10 protein-coding genes and 1 rRNA gene are annotated in these 15,392 nt (G+C 73.4%); 1 reads left to right on the top strand and 10 read right to left on the bottom strand.

What is annotated here, in order from left to right; all coding sequences use genetic code 11:
* Positions 1-32: 32 nt before the first annotated feature.
* From ACFU6K_RS11140 to ACFU6K_RS11095, 10 genes are all read right to left on the bottom strand, one after another.
* Positions 33-1,064 (bottom strand): PstS family phosphate ABC transporter substrate-binding protein, encoded by a 1,032-nt coding sequence (locus ACFU6K_RS11140; protein ID WP_380662278.1) that lies wholly within the window; start codon positions 1,062-1,064, stop codon positions 33-35.
* A 430-nt stretch (positions 1,065-1,494) separates the two neighbouring features.
* Entirely contained in the window at positions 1,495-1,899 is a 405-nt protein-coding gene (locus ACFU6K_RS11135) for a hypothetical protein (RefSeq protein ID WP_380662277.1), read from the bottom strand.
* Positions 1,889-2,302, bottom strand: a complete 414-nt coding sequence (locus ACFU6K_RS11130) for a DUF1508 domain-containing protein (protein WP_074002007.1) — start codon at positions 2,300-2,302, stop codon at positions 1,889-1,891. The genes ACFU6K_RS11135 and ACFU6K_RS11130 overlap by 11 nt, the downstream gene beginning before the upstream one ends.
* 168 nt (positions 2,303-2,470) lie before the next feature.
* Positions 2,471-4,144 (bottom strand): GAF domain-containing sensor histidine kinase, encoded by a 1,674-nt coding sequence (locus tag ACFU6K_RS11125; RefSeq protein ID WP_380662279.1) that lies wholly within the window; start codon positions 4,142-4,144, stop codon positions 2,471-2,473.
* Between the two features lie 235 nt (positions 4,145-4,379).
* The gene (gene cydD / locus ACFU6K_RS11120; protein ID WP_380662276.1) at positions 4,380-7,901 is read right to left on the bottom strand and encodes a thiol reductant ABC exporter subunit CydD; all 3,522 of its coding nucleotides are present in this window, start codon (positions 7,899-7,901) and stop codon (positions 4,380-4,382) included.
* 4 nt (positions 7,902-7,905) lie between these two features.
* Positions 7,906-8,931 (bottom strand): cytochrome d ubiquinol oxidase subunit II, encoded by a 1,026-nt coding sequence (cydB, locus tag ACFU6K_RS11115; RefSeq protein WP_380662275.1) that lies wholly within the window; start codon positions 8,929-8,931, stop codon positions 7,906-7,908.
* 33 nt (positions 8,932-8,964) lie between these two features.
* Entirely contained in the window at positions 8,965-10,509 is a 1,545-nt protein-coding gene (locus tag ACFU6K_RS11110) for a cytochrome ubiquinol oxidase subunit I (protein ID WP_380662274.1), read from the bottom strand.
* A 409-nt stretch (positions 10,510-10,918) separates the two neighbouring features.
* Positions 10,919-12,283 (bottom strand): oxygenase MpaB family protein, encoded by a 1,365-nt coding sequence (locus ACFU6K_RS11105; RefSeq protein ID WP_380662273.1) that lies wholly within the window; start codon positions 12,281-12,283, stop codon positions 10,919-10,921.
* 255 nt (positions 12,284-12,538) lie between these two features.
* Positions 12,539-14,038 (bottom strand): sensor histidine kinase, encoded by a 1,500-nt coding sequence (locus tag ACFU6K_RS11100; protein WP_380662272.1) that lies wholly within the window; start codon positions 14,036-14,038, stop codon positions 12,539-12,541.
* Between the two features lie 12 nt (positions 14,039-14,050).
* The gene (locus tag ACFU6K_RS11095) at positions 14,051-14,839 is read right to left on the bottom strand and encodes a response regulator transcription factor (RefSeq protein WP_380662271.1); all 789 of its coding nucleotides are present in this window, start codon (positions 14,837-14,839) and stop codon (positions 14,051-14,053) included.
* A 411-nt stretch (positions 14,840-15,250) separates the two neighbouring features.
* Between ACFU6K_RS11095 and rrf the strand changes: the two genes are divergently transcribed.
* Positions 15,251-15,367, top strand: a 5S ribosomal RNA gene (gene rrf / locus ACFU6K_RS11090).
* The last annotated feature ends 25 nt before the right edge of the window (positions 15,368-15,392 follow it).

Below are 15,392 nucleotides of genomic sequence, written 5' to 3'. Positions count from 1 at the left end.
GACCCGCGGCCGCCGGTGTGGTGCGGGGTGGATCAGGAGTGGGTGACGGCGCCGCAGGCGAAGGAGGACAGCGGCAGGAAGCCGTAGCTCTTGAGGTCGTTGGCACCGTTGGTGCAGAGCCAGCCGCCCTTGCCGAAGATGGCGCGCAGGGTGGCGTTCGAGGTCCACTCGCTGTCACGGAAGACGTTGTAGACCACGCGGGAGTACGGGGTGGCCGCGAAGGCGGTGCTGATCGTCTTGGCCGCGGTGTCCACCGGCACGACACCGTTGACGTTGCGGATGGTCAGCGGGCCCTGGACGTCGGTGCCGCTGCCCTTGCCGTAGTAGACCTGGCCGATGTAGTGGGCCACGGAGTAGGGCACCAGCGCGTTGGGGTCGGCCAGGGCCGTGTCGCTGCCCTGGTTCTCCTGGGTGCCGCTGACGACGCAGCCACCCGGGGTGACCGCGACGCCGCCACCGATGGTGGTCAGGAAGAACGAGCGGGTGCCCGAGTCGGCCTGCGGCAGGAAGGGCTTGATGGTGGCGTTCGGCAGCGCCGGGTCGATCTGGTTCCAGTTGGTCACCGCACAGGTGAAGATGTCCTTCAGGTTCGCGGTGGTCAGGTTCGCCGGGGCGTTGCCGGTGGCCGGGGCGGCCCAGGCCACGGCGTCCTTCGCCAGGCTGACGAAGTCGTCGGTGGTCGGGTCGGTCGGCTGCGGGCCGCGCGAGGAGCGGGCGAAGTCCACCGTGGTGTTGGTGTAGGTGGTCAGCGCCTTGATGCCGGCGCCGGAGCCGTTCGGGCGGGCGATCGTGGCGGCACCGGCCTTGGGGGTGATGGTGGTGCCGGTGGGGGTCGCGTCCCAGCTGTAGACGCGGGGGGCGTTCGGGTCGGTCAGCGACGCGTTGTAGTCGGCGGCGAGCTGGTTCACCACGGCCTGGGTGGTGTCGGAGCCGGTGCCCACGAAGTCGATGGCGCGCGGCGTCACGCCGGCGGCCGGGTCGGCGACGGCGGTGCCGCCGGCGACGGTCGCGATGGAGGTCGCCAGGGCGGCGACGGTGAGCAGCTTGGCAGCGGTCTTACGCATGTTCCTCTTCCTCCGGGGGAGAGACGTACATCGCGTGAAACCCGTACTCCGTTCGGGAGTTCGGGGCCGTGTGGCCGCGTCCGCTGCGGCCTCGCCGGCAGTGCCGATCCTGTCCGGCGGGGAGGTTCCGCCGGAAGGGAGGCCGGGTCCGGCCGGGGAATGTCGACTCATCGGTTCGGCGAGGTTTAGCCACTGGTCAGCGCGCACGTGACAGGGGCACTACCGGCCCTCCGAACCCGGTCGACGTTCTTCTCCAGGAAGCTGCTCGGGGTGTTGCCGGAAACCTGTCCTTCACCGGAACTGCACGGACCGGGGCCGTCGACGGAACCGCCGCCTCCGGACCCGCCCCCGGACCCGCCTCCGGACATGCGTCCGGACACGCCGAGATGGCAGTCCGTCACCTTCGACGGACCGCCACGCACACGGTCTCCTACAGCGGCCGGCGGCCGTCCCGCCCGGACCGCCGCAACTCCTGCCCCACCCACTGCAGTCCGGCCAGGAACCCCTCGATCCCCGCCTGGCACTGGTCCCGCCGCAGGTACCCCCGGGCGCTGCGGGCGACCGGAACGGCGTCGGCCGCCCCCGGCCGGGTGCTGCGCACCGGAAGGTAGGCGGCCCAGACCCACTGGCGCCCCTCGGACTGCCCGACCGAACACCGCAGCGCGGCCCGTTCGATCAGCAGCACCCGGACGGCCTCGGCGAGTTCGTCCTCGCTGCGGTACGTCCGTACGCCGACCCCGAGCGGCCGTCCGTTGGCGGCCCGCAGTGCCCAGCCGAGGCAGCGGTCGGCCGCCGGCACGACCAGCAGCCGCGGGCCGCGTCGCTCAGCGGCCATCGGTGCGTCTCAACGGCACGGCGGGCTCCGGGAGTTCGTGCGGAGGCTGTTTGGAGAGCAGCACCACGAACCGTCGGAAGGCGTTCTGGCAGGTCGCGTACCGCTCGTACGCGCGGCTGGAGCGCACCTCGGGGAGGGCGCGCGAGCCGGGGACGACCCAGATCCAGCCGATGCCCTCCCGCACGTGGGTGATCCGAGCGGTGAGCCCGGGCGCCGCGGCGCGCAGGCCGTCGAAGCCCCGCTCGGCCTCGCCGGCCGTCTCGAACGCGGCCGGGGTGATCGCGACCACCCGTCCGTTGGACGCCTTCAGTTGCCAGCGGTAGCGCCCGTCCGCCGCCCGTTCGGCGCGGAAACCCCCTCGACTTGCCCCTGCTGCGGTGTGACCGCGGCCGGCAGCGTTCACTGCCCCCTCCGTCCGGTTGCCCTCCGGTTTCCCCTCCGAGCGGAGCAAAGCTATGTGTGCACACGGAGCCCCCGAAAGCCCAGAACGTTCACAACTTGCGCTGTTGGTCGGGAAGTTCTCTCTCGTTTAACTTTCACTGGTTCTTGCCGGAAAGCACGGCCGGAGCCCTCAGAGCCGGGCCGTCCAGCGCACCATCGTGCCCTTGCGGTACGGCCCGCTCTCGTGCCAGGCGTCGCCGCCGAGCGCCTCCGCGCGCCGGGTGAGGTTGAGCAGGCCGCTGCGCCGGCCGCCGGCCGGGATGCCCACCCCGTCGTCGGTCACGGTGAGCAGCACGCCGGGCCGGCCGCCCCGGTCCAGCGAGTCCGGGTCGCCGCCCACCGGGCGGCCGTCCTCGCCCAGGTGGGTGGTCGCGTCGATCTCCACGCCGACCCGGGAGGCGCGCGCGTGCCGGGCCGTGTTGGACAGCATCTCGCGCAGGGCGGCGAGCAGTTGACGGCCGGTCTTCTCGCCGACCAGGCTCTCCACCGGCCCGACGAAGCTCACCGAGGGCTTGAAGCCGAGCGCGGCCGCGGCCTGGCTGGCCTCCCGCAGCACCCGGGTGCGCAGGGTGTCCGGCGCGTCGCCGTGGTCGTCGTGCTGGAGGGCGTAGATGGTGGTGCGGACCTCCTGGATGGTGGCGTCCAGCTCGTCCACCGCCTTGCCGATGCCGACCCTGACCTCGGGGACGACGGCCCGCCGGGCGGCGCTCTCCAGCATCATCCCGGTGGCGAACAGCCGTTGGATCACCAGGTCGTGCAGGTCGCGGGCGATCCGGTCGCGGTCCTGGAAGACGGCCAGCCGCTGCTGGTCGCGCTGGCCCTCGGCGAGCCGCAGGGCGAGCGCGGCCTGCGAGGCGAAGGTCTCGGCGAGCTGCTTCTCGCTGTCGGTGAACGGCACCGCGCCGTGCGGGCGCCAGACGCACAGCCCGCCGAGCACCCGCCCGGCGGCGACCATCGGCACGGCCATGGACGGGCCGAAGCGGCGGGCGAGCCGGATCACCACGGTCGGGTCGCTGGACATGTCGTCCAGGTAGACGCTCTCCCCCGCGAGCAGCCGCGCCGCGAAGCTCTCCCTGGGCAGCAGCTCGCCGCGGACGTACTCGGCCAGTTCGCCGGAGGCGTGCGCGACCCGCATCTGCCCGTCGCCCTCGCCGCCGCCCTCCGGGCCGGTCGGCAGCAGGATCATGCCGAGCGCGGCGTCCGCCAGCTCCCGCACCTGCTCGGCCGCGACGGTCAGCGCGCTCTCGGCCTGTTCGGCGGAGAGCAGGGCGGTGGCGACGGCGGCGGCGCCGGCGATCCAGCGTTCCCGGCGCCGGCCCTCCTCGTACAGCCGGGAGTTCTCGATGGCCACGCCGGCCGCCGCGGCGAGCGCGTGCACCACCTGCTCGTCCTCGGGGGTGAAGGCGCCGCCGCCCTTCTTCTCGGTGAGGTAGAGGTTGCCGAACACCTCCGCGCGGACCCGGATCGGCACGCCCAGGAAGGTCCTCATGCACGGGTGCTGCGGCGGGAAGCCGGAGGAGCGCGGGTCGGCGCGGAGGTCGGCCAGCCGCAGCGGCTCGGGGCGGTCGATGAGCGCGCCGAGGATGCCCCGGCCGGCGGGCAGTTCGCCGATCTCGGCGGCGGTCTCGTCGTCGACCCCGACGTGGATGAAGTCGGCCAGGCCGGTTCCGCCGGGGGCGATCACGCCGAGCGCCGCGTAGCGGGCGTCGACCAGTTCGGCGGCGCCCACGGCGATCCGGTGCAGGGTGGCGTGCAGGTCCAGCCCGGCCCCGATCGAGACCACCGCCTCCAGCAGCCGCTGCATCCGGTCGGTGACCGCGGCGGCCGACTGCAGGCGCTCGGCGACCTCGGTGACCAGGGTGTCCAGCCCGAGCGAGGCGATCTCCGGCACCTGGTGGGGTGTCTGCTCGGCGGCGGCCCCGGCACCGGCCTCGGGGAGGTCCGACGGGAGGCCCTGAGCGGGGTCGGGCGAGAGGTCCGGCGTGGGGTCCATGGAGAAAGCCTACGTTTGTACGCTTTTCAGCCGAAGGACGGCGCGACTAACGGGTGAAGGCCTGGCCGGCGGCGGCCGGAACCGGCTCCAGCAGCCCGTCCGCCTCCCGCTCCCGCCGCCACATCGCGTGCAGCCGCCCGTCCGGGTCGGCGACCAGCTCCGACCAGCGGCCCCGCTCGGCCACCCGTCCGCCGTCCAGCACCAGCACCTCGTCCACCGTGGTGTCGTCCAGCCCGGCCAGCCGGTGGGTGATCAGCACGGTGGTGCGGCCCTCGGTGGCGGCCAGCAGGTCGGCGGTCAGGGCGTCGGCGGTGGGCAGGTCGAGGTGCTCGGCGGGCTCGTCCAGGACCAGCACGGGGAAGTCCGCGAGCAGCGCCCGGGCGAGCGCCAGCCGCTGGCGCTGGCCGCCGGAGAGCCGGGCGCCGTGCTCGCCGACCATGGTGTCCAGGCCGTCCGGCAGGCCCTCGGTCCACTCCAGCAGCCGGGCGGCGGCCAGCGCGGCGCGCAGCTCGTCCTCCCCCGCCGCCGGCCGGGCCAGCCGCAGGTTCTCCCGCAGCGAGCTGTCGAAGACGTGGGCGTCCTGGGCGCAGAGCCCGATCACCCGGCGGACGGACTCGCCCGCCAGCGCGCGGCTGTCCACGGCCTCGGGGCGGCCGTCGGCGAACCGCACCGTCCCGGCGCTCGGCTCCAGGAAGCGCAGCAGCGCCTGGGCGAGGGTGGTCTTGCCGGAGCCGGACGGGCCGACCACGGCGATCCGGCGGCCGGCCGCGAGGTCGAGGTCCACCCCGGCGAGCGCGTCCGCCGCCTGCCCGGGGTGCCGTACGGTCAGCCCGCGCACCGCGACGGGCAGCGGCCGCTCGGGCAGTGCCACCGGTTCGGCGGGCTCGGCGACCGGCGGTTCGGCGGCGAGCACCTCGTCCAGCCGGGCCCGCGCGGCGCGGCTGCGCTGGCGGGCCTGGACGGCGAGCGGCATCCCGGTGACGGCCTCGAAGGCGGCCAGCGGGGTCAGCACCACCACGGCCAGGCAGACCGGCGCCAGCACCCCGTCGCGCACCCCCTGGACGCCGACGGCGGCCGCGGCGGTCACGGTCAGCCCGGTGAGCAGGGCGATCAGCCCGGTGCCGAGCGCCGTGGTGGCGGCCGAGCGGGCGGCCAGTCCGGTCAGCGCGGCGTCGGCGCCGCGGACGGCGGCCAGCCGGCCGGGCAGCGCGCCGGCCACGGTGAGCTCGGCGGTGCCGGTGAAGGCGTCCACCACGGCGGTGGCCAGGCGCCCGCGCGCCGGGGCCTGGCGCCGCTCGGCGCCGGCCGACCAGCGGGCGGCCAGGGCGGGCACCAGCCCGCCCGCGAGCAGCAGTCCGAGGCCGAGCACCAGACCGGCGGCCGGCAGGAAGGCGGCCATCGCCGCGGTCGAGGCCAGCGCGACCAGGCCGGCCACCGCGGCCGGCAGCCGCCAGCGCAGGTAGTGGTCCTGGACGGCGTCCACGTCGGCGACCAGCCGGGAGAGCAGGTCGCCGCGCCGGAAGGCGGGCAGTCCGGCCGGGGCGAGCGCGCTCAGCCGCCGGTAGACGGCGGCCCGCAGGGTGCCGAGGGTGCGCAGCACCGCGTCGTGCGAGACCAGCCGCTCGGCGTAGCGGAAGACGCTGCGGCCGATGCCGAAGGCCCGTACCGAGGTGACGGCCATCATCAGGTAGAGCACCGGCGGCATCTCGGAGGCCCGGGAGATCAGGTAGCCGGAGGTGGCCATCAGCGCGACGGCGCAGCCGAGGGCGAGCGCGCCGAGCAGGATCGAGAGCGCCAGCCGGGGGGTGCCGCCGCCCTCGGGTCCGGGCTCCTCGGCGACGGCGGGGGCGGGAGTGGGGCGGCCGCTGTGGGCGAGCGGCGCCACCGGGCCGGCCGGGGCGGCGGTGGCCGGCGGGGGCCCCGCCAGCCGTACCCGCCGGTCGGCGACGGCCAGCAGGGCGGGCCGGTGCGCGACCACCAGCACGGTGCGCGCCGGGTCGGCGGCGAGCGCCCGGACGGCGTCCACCACGGCCGCCTCGGAGGCGCCGTCCAGGTTGGCGGTCGGCTCGTCCAGCAGCACCAGCGGCCGGTCCTCGGCGAGCAGCACCCGGGCGAGGGCGAGGCGCTGGCGCTGCCCGGCGGAGAGCCCGGCGCCGTCCTCCCCCAGGACGGCCGCCAGGTCGGTCACGAAGTCGAGCGCGTGCGCGGCCCGCAGCGCCGTCCAGAGCTGCTCGTCGGTGGCCTCCGGCCGGTAGAGCCGCAGGTTATCGGCGACCGTCCCGGCGAACAGGTGCGGGTGCTGCGGCACCCAGGCGATCTGCCGCCGCCAGCTCTCCGGCTCCAGCTCGGCCAGGTCGTGGGTCGTACGGCCGTCGGCGGCGGTGATCCGGACGGTGCCCGACGACGGGGCGGTGAGGCCGAGCAGCACGGCCAGCAGGGTGGACTTGCCGGCGCCGCTGGAGCCGGTGAGCGCCGTGCTGGAGCCCGGACGCAGGGTCAGCGCGACGCCGTCCAGCGCGGGCTCGGTGCGCCCGGGGTGCCGGACGACCAGGCCCTCGGCGGCGATCACGGCGCCCGCGAGGTCCGGCGCCGGGGTGGTGCCGGCGGCGGGCAGCGGGGTCTCCAGCACCCGGAACAGCTCGTCGGCGGCGGTCAGCCCCTCGACGCTGGAGTGGTAGAGCGCGCCGACCTGGCGGATCGGGAAGTACACCTCGGGGGCGAGCACCAGGATCAGCAGCCCGGTCTCCAGGTCGAGCGTGCCGTCCACCAGCCGGAAGCCGACGGTGACGGCGACCAGCGCGACGGACAGGGTGGAGAGCAGCTCCAGGGTGAAGGAGGAGACGAAGGCGATCCGCAGGGTGCGCAGGGTGGCCCGGCGGTAGTCGGCGGTGATCCGGGCGATGGTGGCGGCCTGGGTGCGGGCCCGGTTGAACACCTTGAGGGTGGGCAGTCCGGCGACCACGTCGAGGAAGTGGTGGGAGAGCCGGGCCAGGGTGTTCCACTGCCGGTCCATCCGGGACTGGGTGGCCATCCCGATCAGCACCATGAACAGCGGGATCAGCGGCAGCGTCCCGGCGATGACCGCGGCCGAGGTGAGGTCGGCGCCGACGATCCGCAGCAGCACGATCACCGGGACGACCACGGCCAGCGCCAGCTGCGGCAGGTAGCGGGCGAAGTAGTCGTCCAGGGCGTCGATGCCCCGGGTGGCGAGGGTGGTGAGTTCGCCGGTGCGCCGGCCCGCCAGGTAGGACGGGCCGAGCGCGGTGGCGTGGTCGAGCAGTCGGCGCCGCAGGGTGGACTTCACCCGGGCGACGGACCGGTGGGCGGTGAGTTCGGTGAGCCAGCCGACCAGGCCGCGCCCGACCGCCGTCAGGGCAAGCAGCAGCAGTGGCGTGGTCAGCTCGCCGAGCGTCGCCCCGCGCTGGAAGGCGCGGACGACGATCTCGGCGATCAGACTCGCCTGGGCGACCACCAGGGCCGCGCCGACCGCGCCGAGCAGCACGGATCCGGCGAGGAAGGCCCTGGTGGTGCGGGCGTACCCGAGGAGTCGGGGGTCGACCGGCTTCACGGCGTCAGGCCCGGTCGAGCGGGGCGGCCGGGTTGTGCCCGGGGATGTGCTGGACGCCGATCCGCTTGCGGAACACCCAGTACGTCCAGCCCTGGTAGAGCAGCACCAGCGGGGTGAAGATCGCCGCCACGACGGTCATCACCTTCAGCGTGTACGGCGAGGACGCGGCGTTGGCGACGGTCAGGCTCCACTCCGGGTTCAGGGTGGAGGGCATGACGTCCGGGAAGAGCGCCAGGAAGAGCATCGCGACGGCGGCCACGATGGTCGCCCCGGAGAGGCTGAACGCCCATCCCTCGCGGCCGAGTTGGTTGGCCGTCAGGGCGCCGAGCAGGGCGACCACCGCGACGGTCATCGCGGCGAGGCTGCGGCCGTTGCCGTGGTCGACCTGGGTCCAGGTCAGGAAGGCCAGCGCCAGCGCGGCGGTCGCCAGGCCGGAGATCAGGGCCGCCTTGCGGGCCCGCTCGCGGATCTCGCCGACCGTCTTGAGCGCGGCGAACACCGAGCCGTGCAGGGTGAACAGGGCGAGCGTCACCAGGCCGCCGAGCAGGGCGTACGGGTTCAGCAGGTCCCAGAGGGTGCCGACGTAGTTCTTCTGCGCGTCGATGTCCACGCCGCGCACGATGTTGGCGAAGGCCACGCCCCAGAGGAAGGCCGGGAGGAGGGAGGTCCAGAAGATGGCCTCCTCCCAGTTCCGCTGCCAGCGGGCGCCGTCGTTCTTGGCCCGGTACTCGAAGGCCACCCCGCGGACGATCAGGCAGACCAGGATGACCAGCAGCGGGATGTAGAAGCCGCTGAAGAGCGTCGCGTACCAGTCCGGGAAGGCCGCGAAGGTGGCGCCGCCGGCGGTCAGCAGCCAGACCTCGTTGCCGTCCCAGACCGGGCCGATGGTGTTGATCAGCACCCGCCGCTCGGCGGTGTTGCGGGCCAGCGGCTTGGTCAGCACGCCGATCCCGAAGTCGAAGCCCTCCAGGAAGAAGTAGCCGATCCACAGGACCGCGATCAGCACGAACCAGACGTCGTGGAGTTGCATGTCAGATCCTCAGTTCCCCGGTGTCCCGGCGCCTCAGTAGGCGAAGGCGAGCGGCTTGTCGGCGTCCTCGTCCGAGGACGGTCCGCGCAACGACGGGTCCTTGGTGGGCGGCTGCTCGGTCACCACCGGGCCGGCCTTGGCGTACTTGACCAGCAGCCGGACCTCGATGACGGCGAGGATCGCGTACAGCGCGGTGAAGGTGGCCAGCGCCCCGATCTGGGTGCCGACGCTGACATTGGGGGAGACCGCGCTGGCCGTGGTCATCAGGCCGAAGACGGCCCAGGGCTGACGGCCCATCTCGGTGAAGATCCAGCCGAAGCTGTTGGCGATCAGCGGGAAGCCCATGGTCAGGATGCCGATCCGCCAGCTCCACTTGGTCAGCTGCGGTCCCAGCTCGCGCCCGGGGGTGAGCATCAGCCGGGGCACCTCGGTCTCGCCGGTGCGGAACTCGGGGTGCAGGAAGAGCTTCTTCCGGGTGGTCCACAGGCCGATCAGGCCGGCCAGGAAGGAGGTCATCCCGAAGCCGATCATGAGGCGGAAGCCCCAGTAGGTGACGAAGATGCTCGGGATGTAGTCCTTGGGGTCGCCGCCGTGCTGGGCGGCCTCGGCGGCGGCGGTGTCGTTGATGCCGGGGACGGACGAGCTGAAGTCGTTGTGGGCGAGGAAGGAGAGTATCCCGGGGATCTCCAGGGCGACCGAGTTGTGGCCCTTGCTGACGTCCCCGACCGCGAAGACCGAGAACGGCGCCGGTGCCTGGGTCTCCCACAGCGCCTCGGCGGCGGCCATCTTCATCGGCTGCTGCTCGAACATGACCTTGCCGAGGGTGTCGCCGCTGAGCGCGGTGCCGGCGCCGAAGACGACCGCGAGCACCAGGCCGAGCCGCAGCGAGGTGCGCATCGCGGCGGTCTTCTTCGGGTCGGCGGTCTCGGGCTTGCGCTTGGCCTTCCAGAGGTGGAAGGAGGCGATGCCGACGACGAAGGCCGCACCGGTGAGGAAGGCGGCGGTCAGGGTGTGGAAGACGACCACCAGGGTGGTGTTCTGGAACAGCACCCGGACGACGTCGGTCAGCTGGGCCTTGCCGGTGACCGGGTCGATCGCGTAGCCGACGGGGTGCTGCATCCAGGAGTTGGCGGCCAGGATGAAGTAGCCCGAGAGCACGGTGCCCAGCGCCACCATCCACATGCAGGCGCAGTGGATCTTCCTCGGCAGCTTGTCCCAGCCGAAGATCCACAGGCCGATGAAGGTGGACTCGAAGAAGAAGGCGATCAGCGCCTCCATCGCGAGCGGGGCGCCGAAGACGTCGCCGACGAAGCGGGAGTAGTCGGACCAGTTCATGCCGAACTGGAACTCCTGGACGATGCCGGTGACCACGCCCATCGCGATGTTGATGAGGAAGAGCTTTCCCCAGAACTTGGTGGCGTGGAAGTACTTCTCCTTGTTCGTCCGCACCCAGGCGGTCTCCAGACCGGCCACGATCGCGGCCAGGCTGATCGTGAGCGGAACGAAGAGGAAGTGGTAGACGGTGGTGATGCCGAATTGCCATCGCGCGATGGTTTCGTGAGCGATTGCCAGTTCCACGTCGCCCTCTCTCCCGACCTGCCCGCGTGATGACGGGCATCTTCCGGACAAACTTCATCTATAGCCGTAGACCGTTGCTCAACCACGCAAGCTTGTCCGCTTGTGAACGTGAACACGTTCACAAGGAGCAGTATCCACCATCCTTACGGGGGAACTGCAGGTGGGGTGGGATTGACAGGGCTGTGCGCTGCGTCACGGGCCGCGGTGCGGTCCGCACAGTCTGCGGATCCACCGCGGGCCGGGGCAACGAACGACCGGGCGGATGGCCGGAAGTTGTTGGCCGAACCGGCGCTTGACAGGCCCGCGACCCGGTCGCCCCGGCGGGATCCGCGTGCTAGGGGCGCGCCCCGCAGGCCTCGCCGGACCCCGCCGGACCTCGCCGAGTCGGCCGTGGCCCGCGAGCCGCGTGCTACGGGCGGCCGAGCAGCTCGGTGCCCGGGACGGAATCGGCGCGGGCCGTGAAGAACCCGGTGAATCCGGCCAGGAACTCCTCCCGGGTGATCCGCCCGTCCCCGTCGGCGTCCAGCCGGCGGAAACCGTGCGACAGCTCCGCCGGGTGCACGCGCGGCCCGCCGAACACCGCGCGGTACTCGTCGAACTCCAGGAAGCCGCTGCCGTCGGTGTCGGCCGCGGTGAACACCGCCCGCAGCGCAGGCAACAGCCCCCGCTCCAGGTAGGCCTCGTCCCGGTCCAGGCCGGCCAGGGTGGCCGCCACGAACTCCTCCCGGCTGACCTTCCCGTCCCCGTTCGCGTCCATCACCGCGCGCAGCTGCTCCCACCAGCTGTCGAAGGCCTCGTACACCCGGGCCTCGCCCGCCTCGTCCAACTCCAGCTGCCAGCACACGTTGTGCGCCATCGCCCGCAGGTCGTGCGCGGTGATGAAGCCGTCGCCGGTCTGGTCGAGCACCTCGTGGAAGAAGCGGTCCAGCCGGGGCCCCCGGCCGTCCCGGTGCGGGCGGTGGCGCTTCGGCGCCCGGTGCTCCTCCGGGGAGCGGTAGCGCAACCGGTCCGGGAGGAGCGGGACGACGGCGCCGGCACCGCGGTGCAGCACGGCGGACAGCAGCGCGGCCCGCCGGGTCCGGACCAGCCCGAACCGCTCCCGCACCGCCGGCGGCAGGTCCGCCACCGTCAGCTCGCGGATCGCCCGGGCGACCACCACCCGCACCACCCGCCACCCCGCGTCGCCGAGGAACCGGAGCCGGCGCGGCGCGGGCGCCTCGCGCAGCAGGTCGTCCAACAGGTGGCGCGCCGCCTCGGTGTGCTCCAGCCGCTCCCGCGCGTACCGGGCGAAGTAGGCCGGCAACTCCCCCACGGTCTCCGGGATCTCGCCCTTCGGGAGGTCGAAGACGGCGACCGCCTCCCGGAACTCCGCGTACGCCCGCGCCAACTCCCCCGCGTCGTACCGGTCCCCGCCCAGCCGGCGCATCGCGACCACGCCCTCGAAGAGCGTCAGCAGCACCCACGCCCTGGTCGCCGCGTCCCCGGCGTCGTACGGCCGCCCGTCCGGCCCCGTCCCTCGGATCCGCTTGTGCGCCCGCTCCAGCCGCGCGACCTCCCGGCGCAGCGCCTCCGCGTCCTGGTAGAACAGCCGCCGCCCGCTGCCCAGCGTGTGCTCCACCCGCCGCCACGGGTGCGCCCGGTACGTCGAGTGCTCCGCCATCCCCGCCGACACCACCGGATCCGCCGCCTGCAGCACCAGCAGCCGCCACGCGACCAGCACGATCCGCCACTCCGACAGGTCCCGCCTGAACGACGCTCCCCCGTGCTCAGCCACGGCACTCACCGGTGATGTCGGGCCCGATCACGAAGCCCTTGGCGGGCCCCTCCGGGATCACGGCCTCCTTGTCGTCCACGCCGGTCTCCTCAACAGCAACCGCGCTCATCGGAACACCCCATTTCCCGTCCAGTGTGATCAGCCCGTGCGAGCCCGCACAAGCGACGGCAGCACGGTCGCACACGACCGGGGGCCGCCCGGGTGAACGGCAGCGGGTTCACTCGATCGAGGAGTTTCGGGGCCGGGGGAATCCGGTCAGCGCTGGCGGGGGAGTTCGACGCGGAAGGTGGCGCCCTCGCCGGGGGCGGTGTGCAGGGTGAGGGTGCCGCCGTGGGCGCGGGTGAGGGCGGTGGCGATGGCGAGGCCGAGGCCCGCGCCGCCGCCGTTGTCGCGGCTGCGGGAGGCGTCGACCCGGAAGAACCGGTCGAAGACCCGCTGGGCCTGCTCCTCGGTGAGGCCCGGGCCGGAGTCGGCGACCTCCAGCAGGCAGACGCCGCCGGGGCCGGCGCCCACCCCGATCCGGACCGGGGTGCCGGCCGGGGTGTGCTTGACCGCGTTGCCGACCAGGTTGGTGACCACCTGCCGCAGCCGCGCCTCGTCACCGAGGACGGGCGCCGCGCCGGGCGCGCCGGTGCCGGCCGGGCCGGTGAGCGCGACCGGGCGGCTCGGGTCGAGGGCGGTGAGGTCGTGCAGCGCGTCGGCGGCGAGGGTGCGCAGGTCCATCGGGGCGAGGTCGAGCGGGCGCTCCTCGTCCGCCCGGGCGAGCACCAGCAGGTCCTCGACCAGGGCGCCCATCCGGTCGGCCTCGCTCTCGATCCGGGTCATGGTCCGCTGGACGTCGGCCTCGGTGGGCAGCGCGCCCATCCGGTACAGCTCGGCGAAGCCGCGGATGCCGGCCAGCGGGGTGCGCAGCTCGTGCGAGGCGTCCGCGACGAAGCGCCGCATCCGGGCCTCGGACTCGGCGCGGGCCGCGAAGGCCGCCTCGATCTGGGTGAGCATCCCGTTGAGCGCGATCGACAGCCGGCCGACCTCGGTGCCCGGGGAGAGCTCCGGCATCCGGTGCGACAGCTCGCCGGCCGCGATCCGCTCGGCGCCCGCCTCGATCCGGCGCAGCGGCCGCAGCCCGGCCCGCACCGCGAAGAAGCCGAGCGCGGCGATCAGCACCAGGACGCCGCCGCCGATGGCCAGGAAGGAGGTGCTCAGCCTGCCGAGGGTGGCGTCGATGTCCTCGCGGGAGACCGCCACCATGACGTAGGTCGGGGTGACCGCGGGCGAGGCGTACGCGCTGGGGTTGGCGGCCTGCCCGCGGGGGGCCTGGAGCGGCAGCACCAGCACCCGCCAGCTGTGCCGGCCGCGCTGGTCGGGCAGGTCGAAGGGGACGTCGGGGGCGGTCCGGGTCGGGTCCAGTCCGGCCAGTTGGGGCGCCGGGTCGCTGTCCGAGACGGGCTGGCGCATCAGCGCCTGGACCTTGCCGTCGGAGGAGAGGTACTGCACCAGGTACTGGCTGGGCAGGCTGACCCGCCGGCCGGCGACGAGGGGCTTCCCGGCGGCCGGCGCGACCACCTGGCTCGGGGGCTTGCGGGAGAGCGGCAGCCCGTACCGCTGGAGCTGTTCGTCCAGCTGCTCCACCAGCTGGGTCCGTACGGCGCCGAGCACGAAGGTGTCGCTGACCGCGAGCCCGGTGGTCACCAGCGCGAACACGAGCACCAGCAGCCGGGCGCGCAGCGACAGCCGGGAGGAGAAGCGGGCGGGCACGAGCGGGTCCGGTCAGCCCTGCGGGGGACGGCGCAGGGCGTAGCCGATGCCGCGCACGGTGTGGATCAGCTTGGGGCCGTGCGCCGGGCCGGAGTCGAGCTTGCGGCGCAGGTAGGAGATGTACGACTCGACGATGGAGAGGTCCCCGCCGAAGTCGTAGGCCCAGACGTGGTCGAGGATCTGCGACTTGGAGACCACCCGGCCGACGTTGGCCATCAGGTAGTGCAGCAGCTTGAACTCGGTCGGGGAGAGCGAGACCGGGGTGCCGCCCCGGGTGACCTCGTGGGCGACCGGGTCGAGGCTGAGGTCGGCGACGACCAGTCGGCCGTCCTCGGCGGGCCCGCCGGCCCGGCGCAGGATGGCGCGGATCCGGGCGATCAGCTCCTCCAGGCTGAACGGCTTGGTGACGTAGTCGTCCGCCCCGGCGGCCAGGCCCTGGACCTTGTCGCCGACGCCGTCCTTGGCGGTGAGGAAGAGCACCGGCAGGTGGTCGGCGGGGTGCCCGTGGGCCGGCCCGGCTATCTGCCCGCGGCTGGTGCGCTCGCGCAGCTTCTCGACGACGGTGAAGCCGTCGAGGTCGGGGAGCATCACGTCGAGGACGACCAGGTCCGGGCGCTCGACGGCGACCAGTTCGAGCGCCTCGGTGCCGGTGGCGGCGGAGGCGACGCGGAAGCCGGAGAAGCGCAGTGAGGCGGAGAGCAGCTCGCGGATGTTGGGCTCGTCGTCCACGACGAGCAGGAACGCCTCGCCCTGGCCGCCGGGCACCGTGGAACCGCCTGGTGTGGTGACAGTGCCTTGCACGGGGCTTTCGCCTCCCGGTCGGACGATGACGTTCAGCATGAGGCTAGCCCCCGGAGGCTATGCGGCATGGATGAATGTTGGATTAACACCTTATCGGTCGGTTTTTGGGCGATCGGCGCACAGGGGTGGGTTCGGTGGTGTGCACACGGGCGTGGACACGACGGATGGGGCGCGCGCCCGACGTGACGCGCCCCACTCGGTGCGCCGCTCCGGCTCCCCCTCCGAGCGGGTCGACGGGAGCCGGTGGATGGAGCCGGCGGCGGGAGCCGGTGGATGGACGCCGCCCACCGGTCGGTCCGACCGCCGGACCCGACCTGGCACCGGGGCCGCGGAATCCGTTCGCTTTTCCTCCTGCTATGATTTACAGCGAGGCGAAGGCAGTGCTTTCGAGCAATTGCCCGGCCCGATCATTTCGGTGGTCATAGCGAGAGGGAAACGCCCGGCTCCATTCCGAACCCGGAAGCTAAGCCTTTCAGCGCCGATGGTACTGCAGGGGGGACCCTGTGGGAGAGTAGGACGCCGCCGAATTCTTCTTACGGCCCCTGCCGTGTTT

The sequence above is a fragment of the Kitasatospora sp. NPDC057512 genome (genome assembly GCF_042802135.1).
Classification (GTDB): Bacteria; Actinomycetota; Actinomycetes; order Streptomycetales; family Streptomycetaceae; genus Kitasatospora.
The sequence above is the reverse complement of the archived record's forward strand: the minus strand, read 5'-3'. Positions and strand labels throughout refer to the sequence as shown.

Bases quoted from the DNA above. Each gene is read 5' to 3' on its own strand.
- ACFU6K_RS11140 (WP_380662278.1), bottom strand. From the start codon at position 1,064: ATGCGTAAGACCGCTGCCAAGCTGCTCACCGTCGCCGCCCTGGCGACC.
- ACFU6K_RS11135 (WP_380662277.1), bottom strand. From the start codon at position 1,899: ATGGCCGCTGAGCGACGCGGCCCGCGGCTGCTGGTCGTGCCGGCGGCC.
- ACFU6K_RS11125 (WP_380662279.1), bottom strand. From the start codon at position 4,144: ATGCAGCGGCTGCTGGAGGCGGTGGTCTCGATCGGGGCCGGGCTGGAC.
- cydB (WP_380662275.1), bottom strand. From the start codon at position 8,931: ATGCAACTCCACGACGTCTGGTTCGTGCTGATCGCGGTCCTGTGGATC.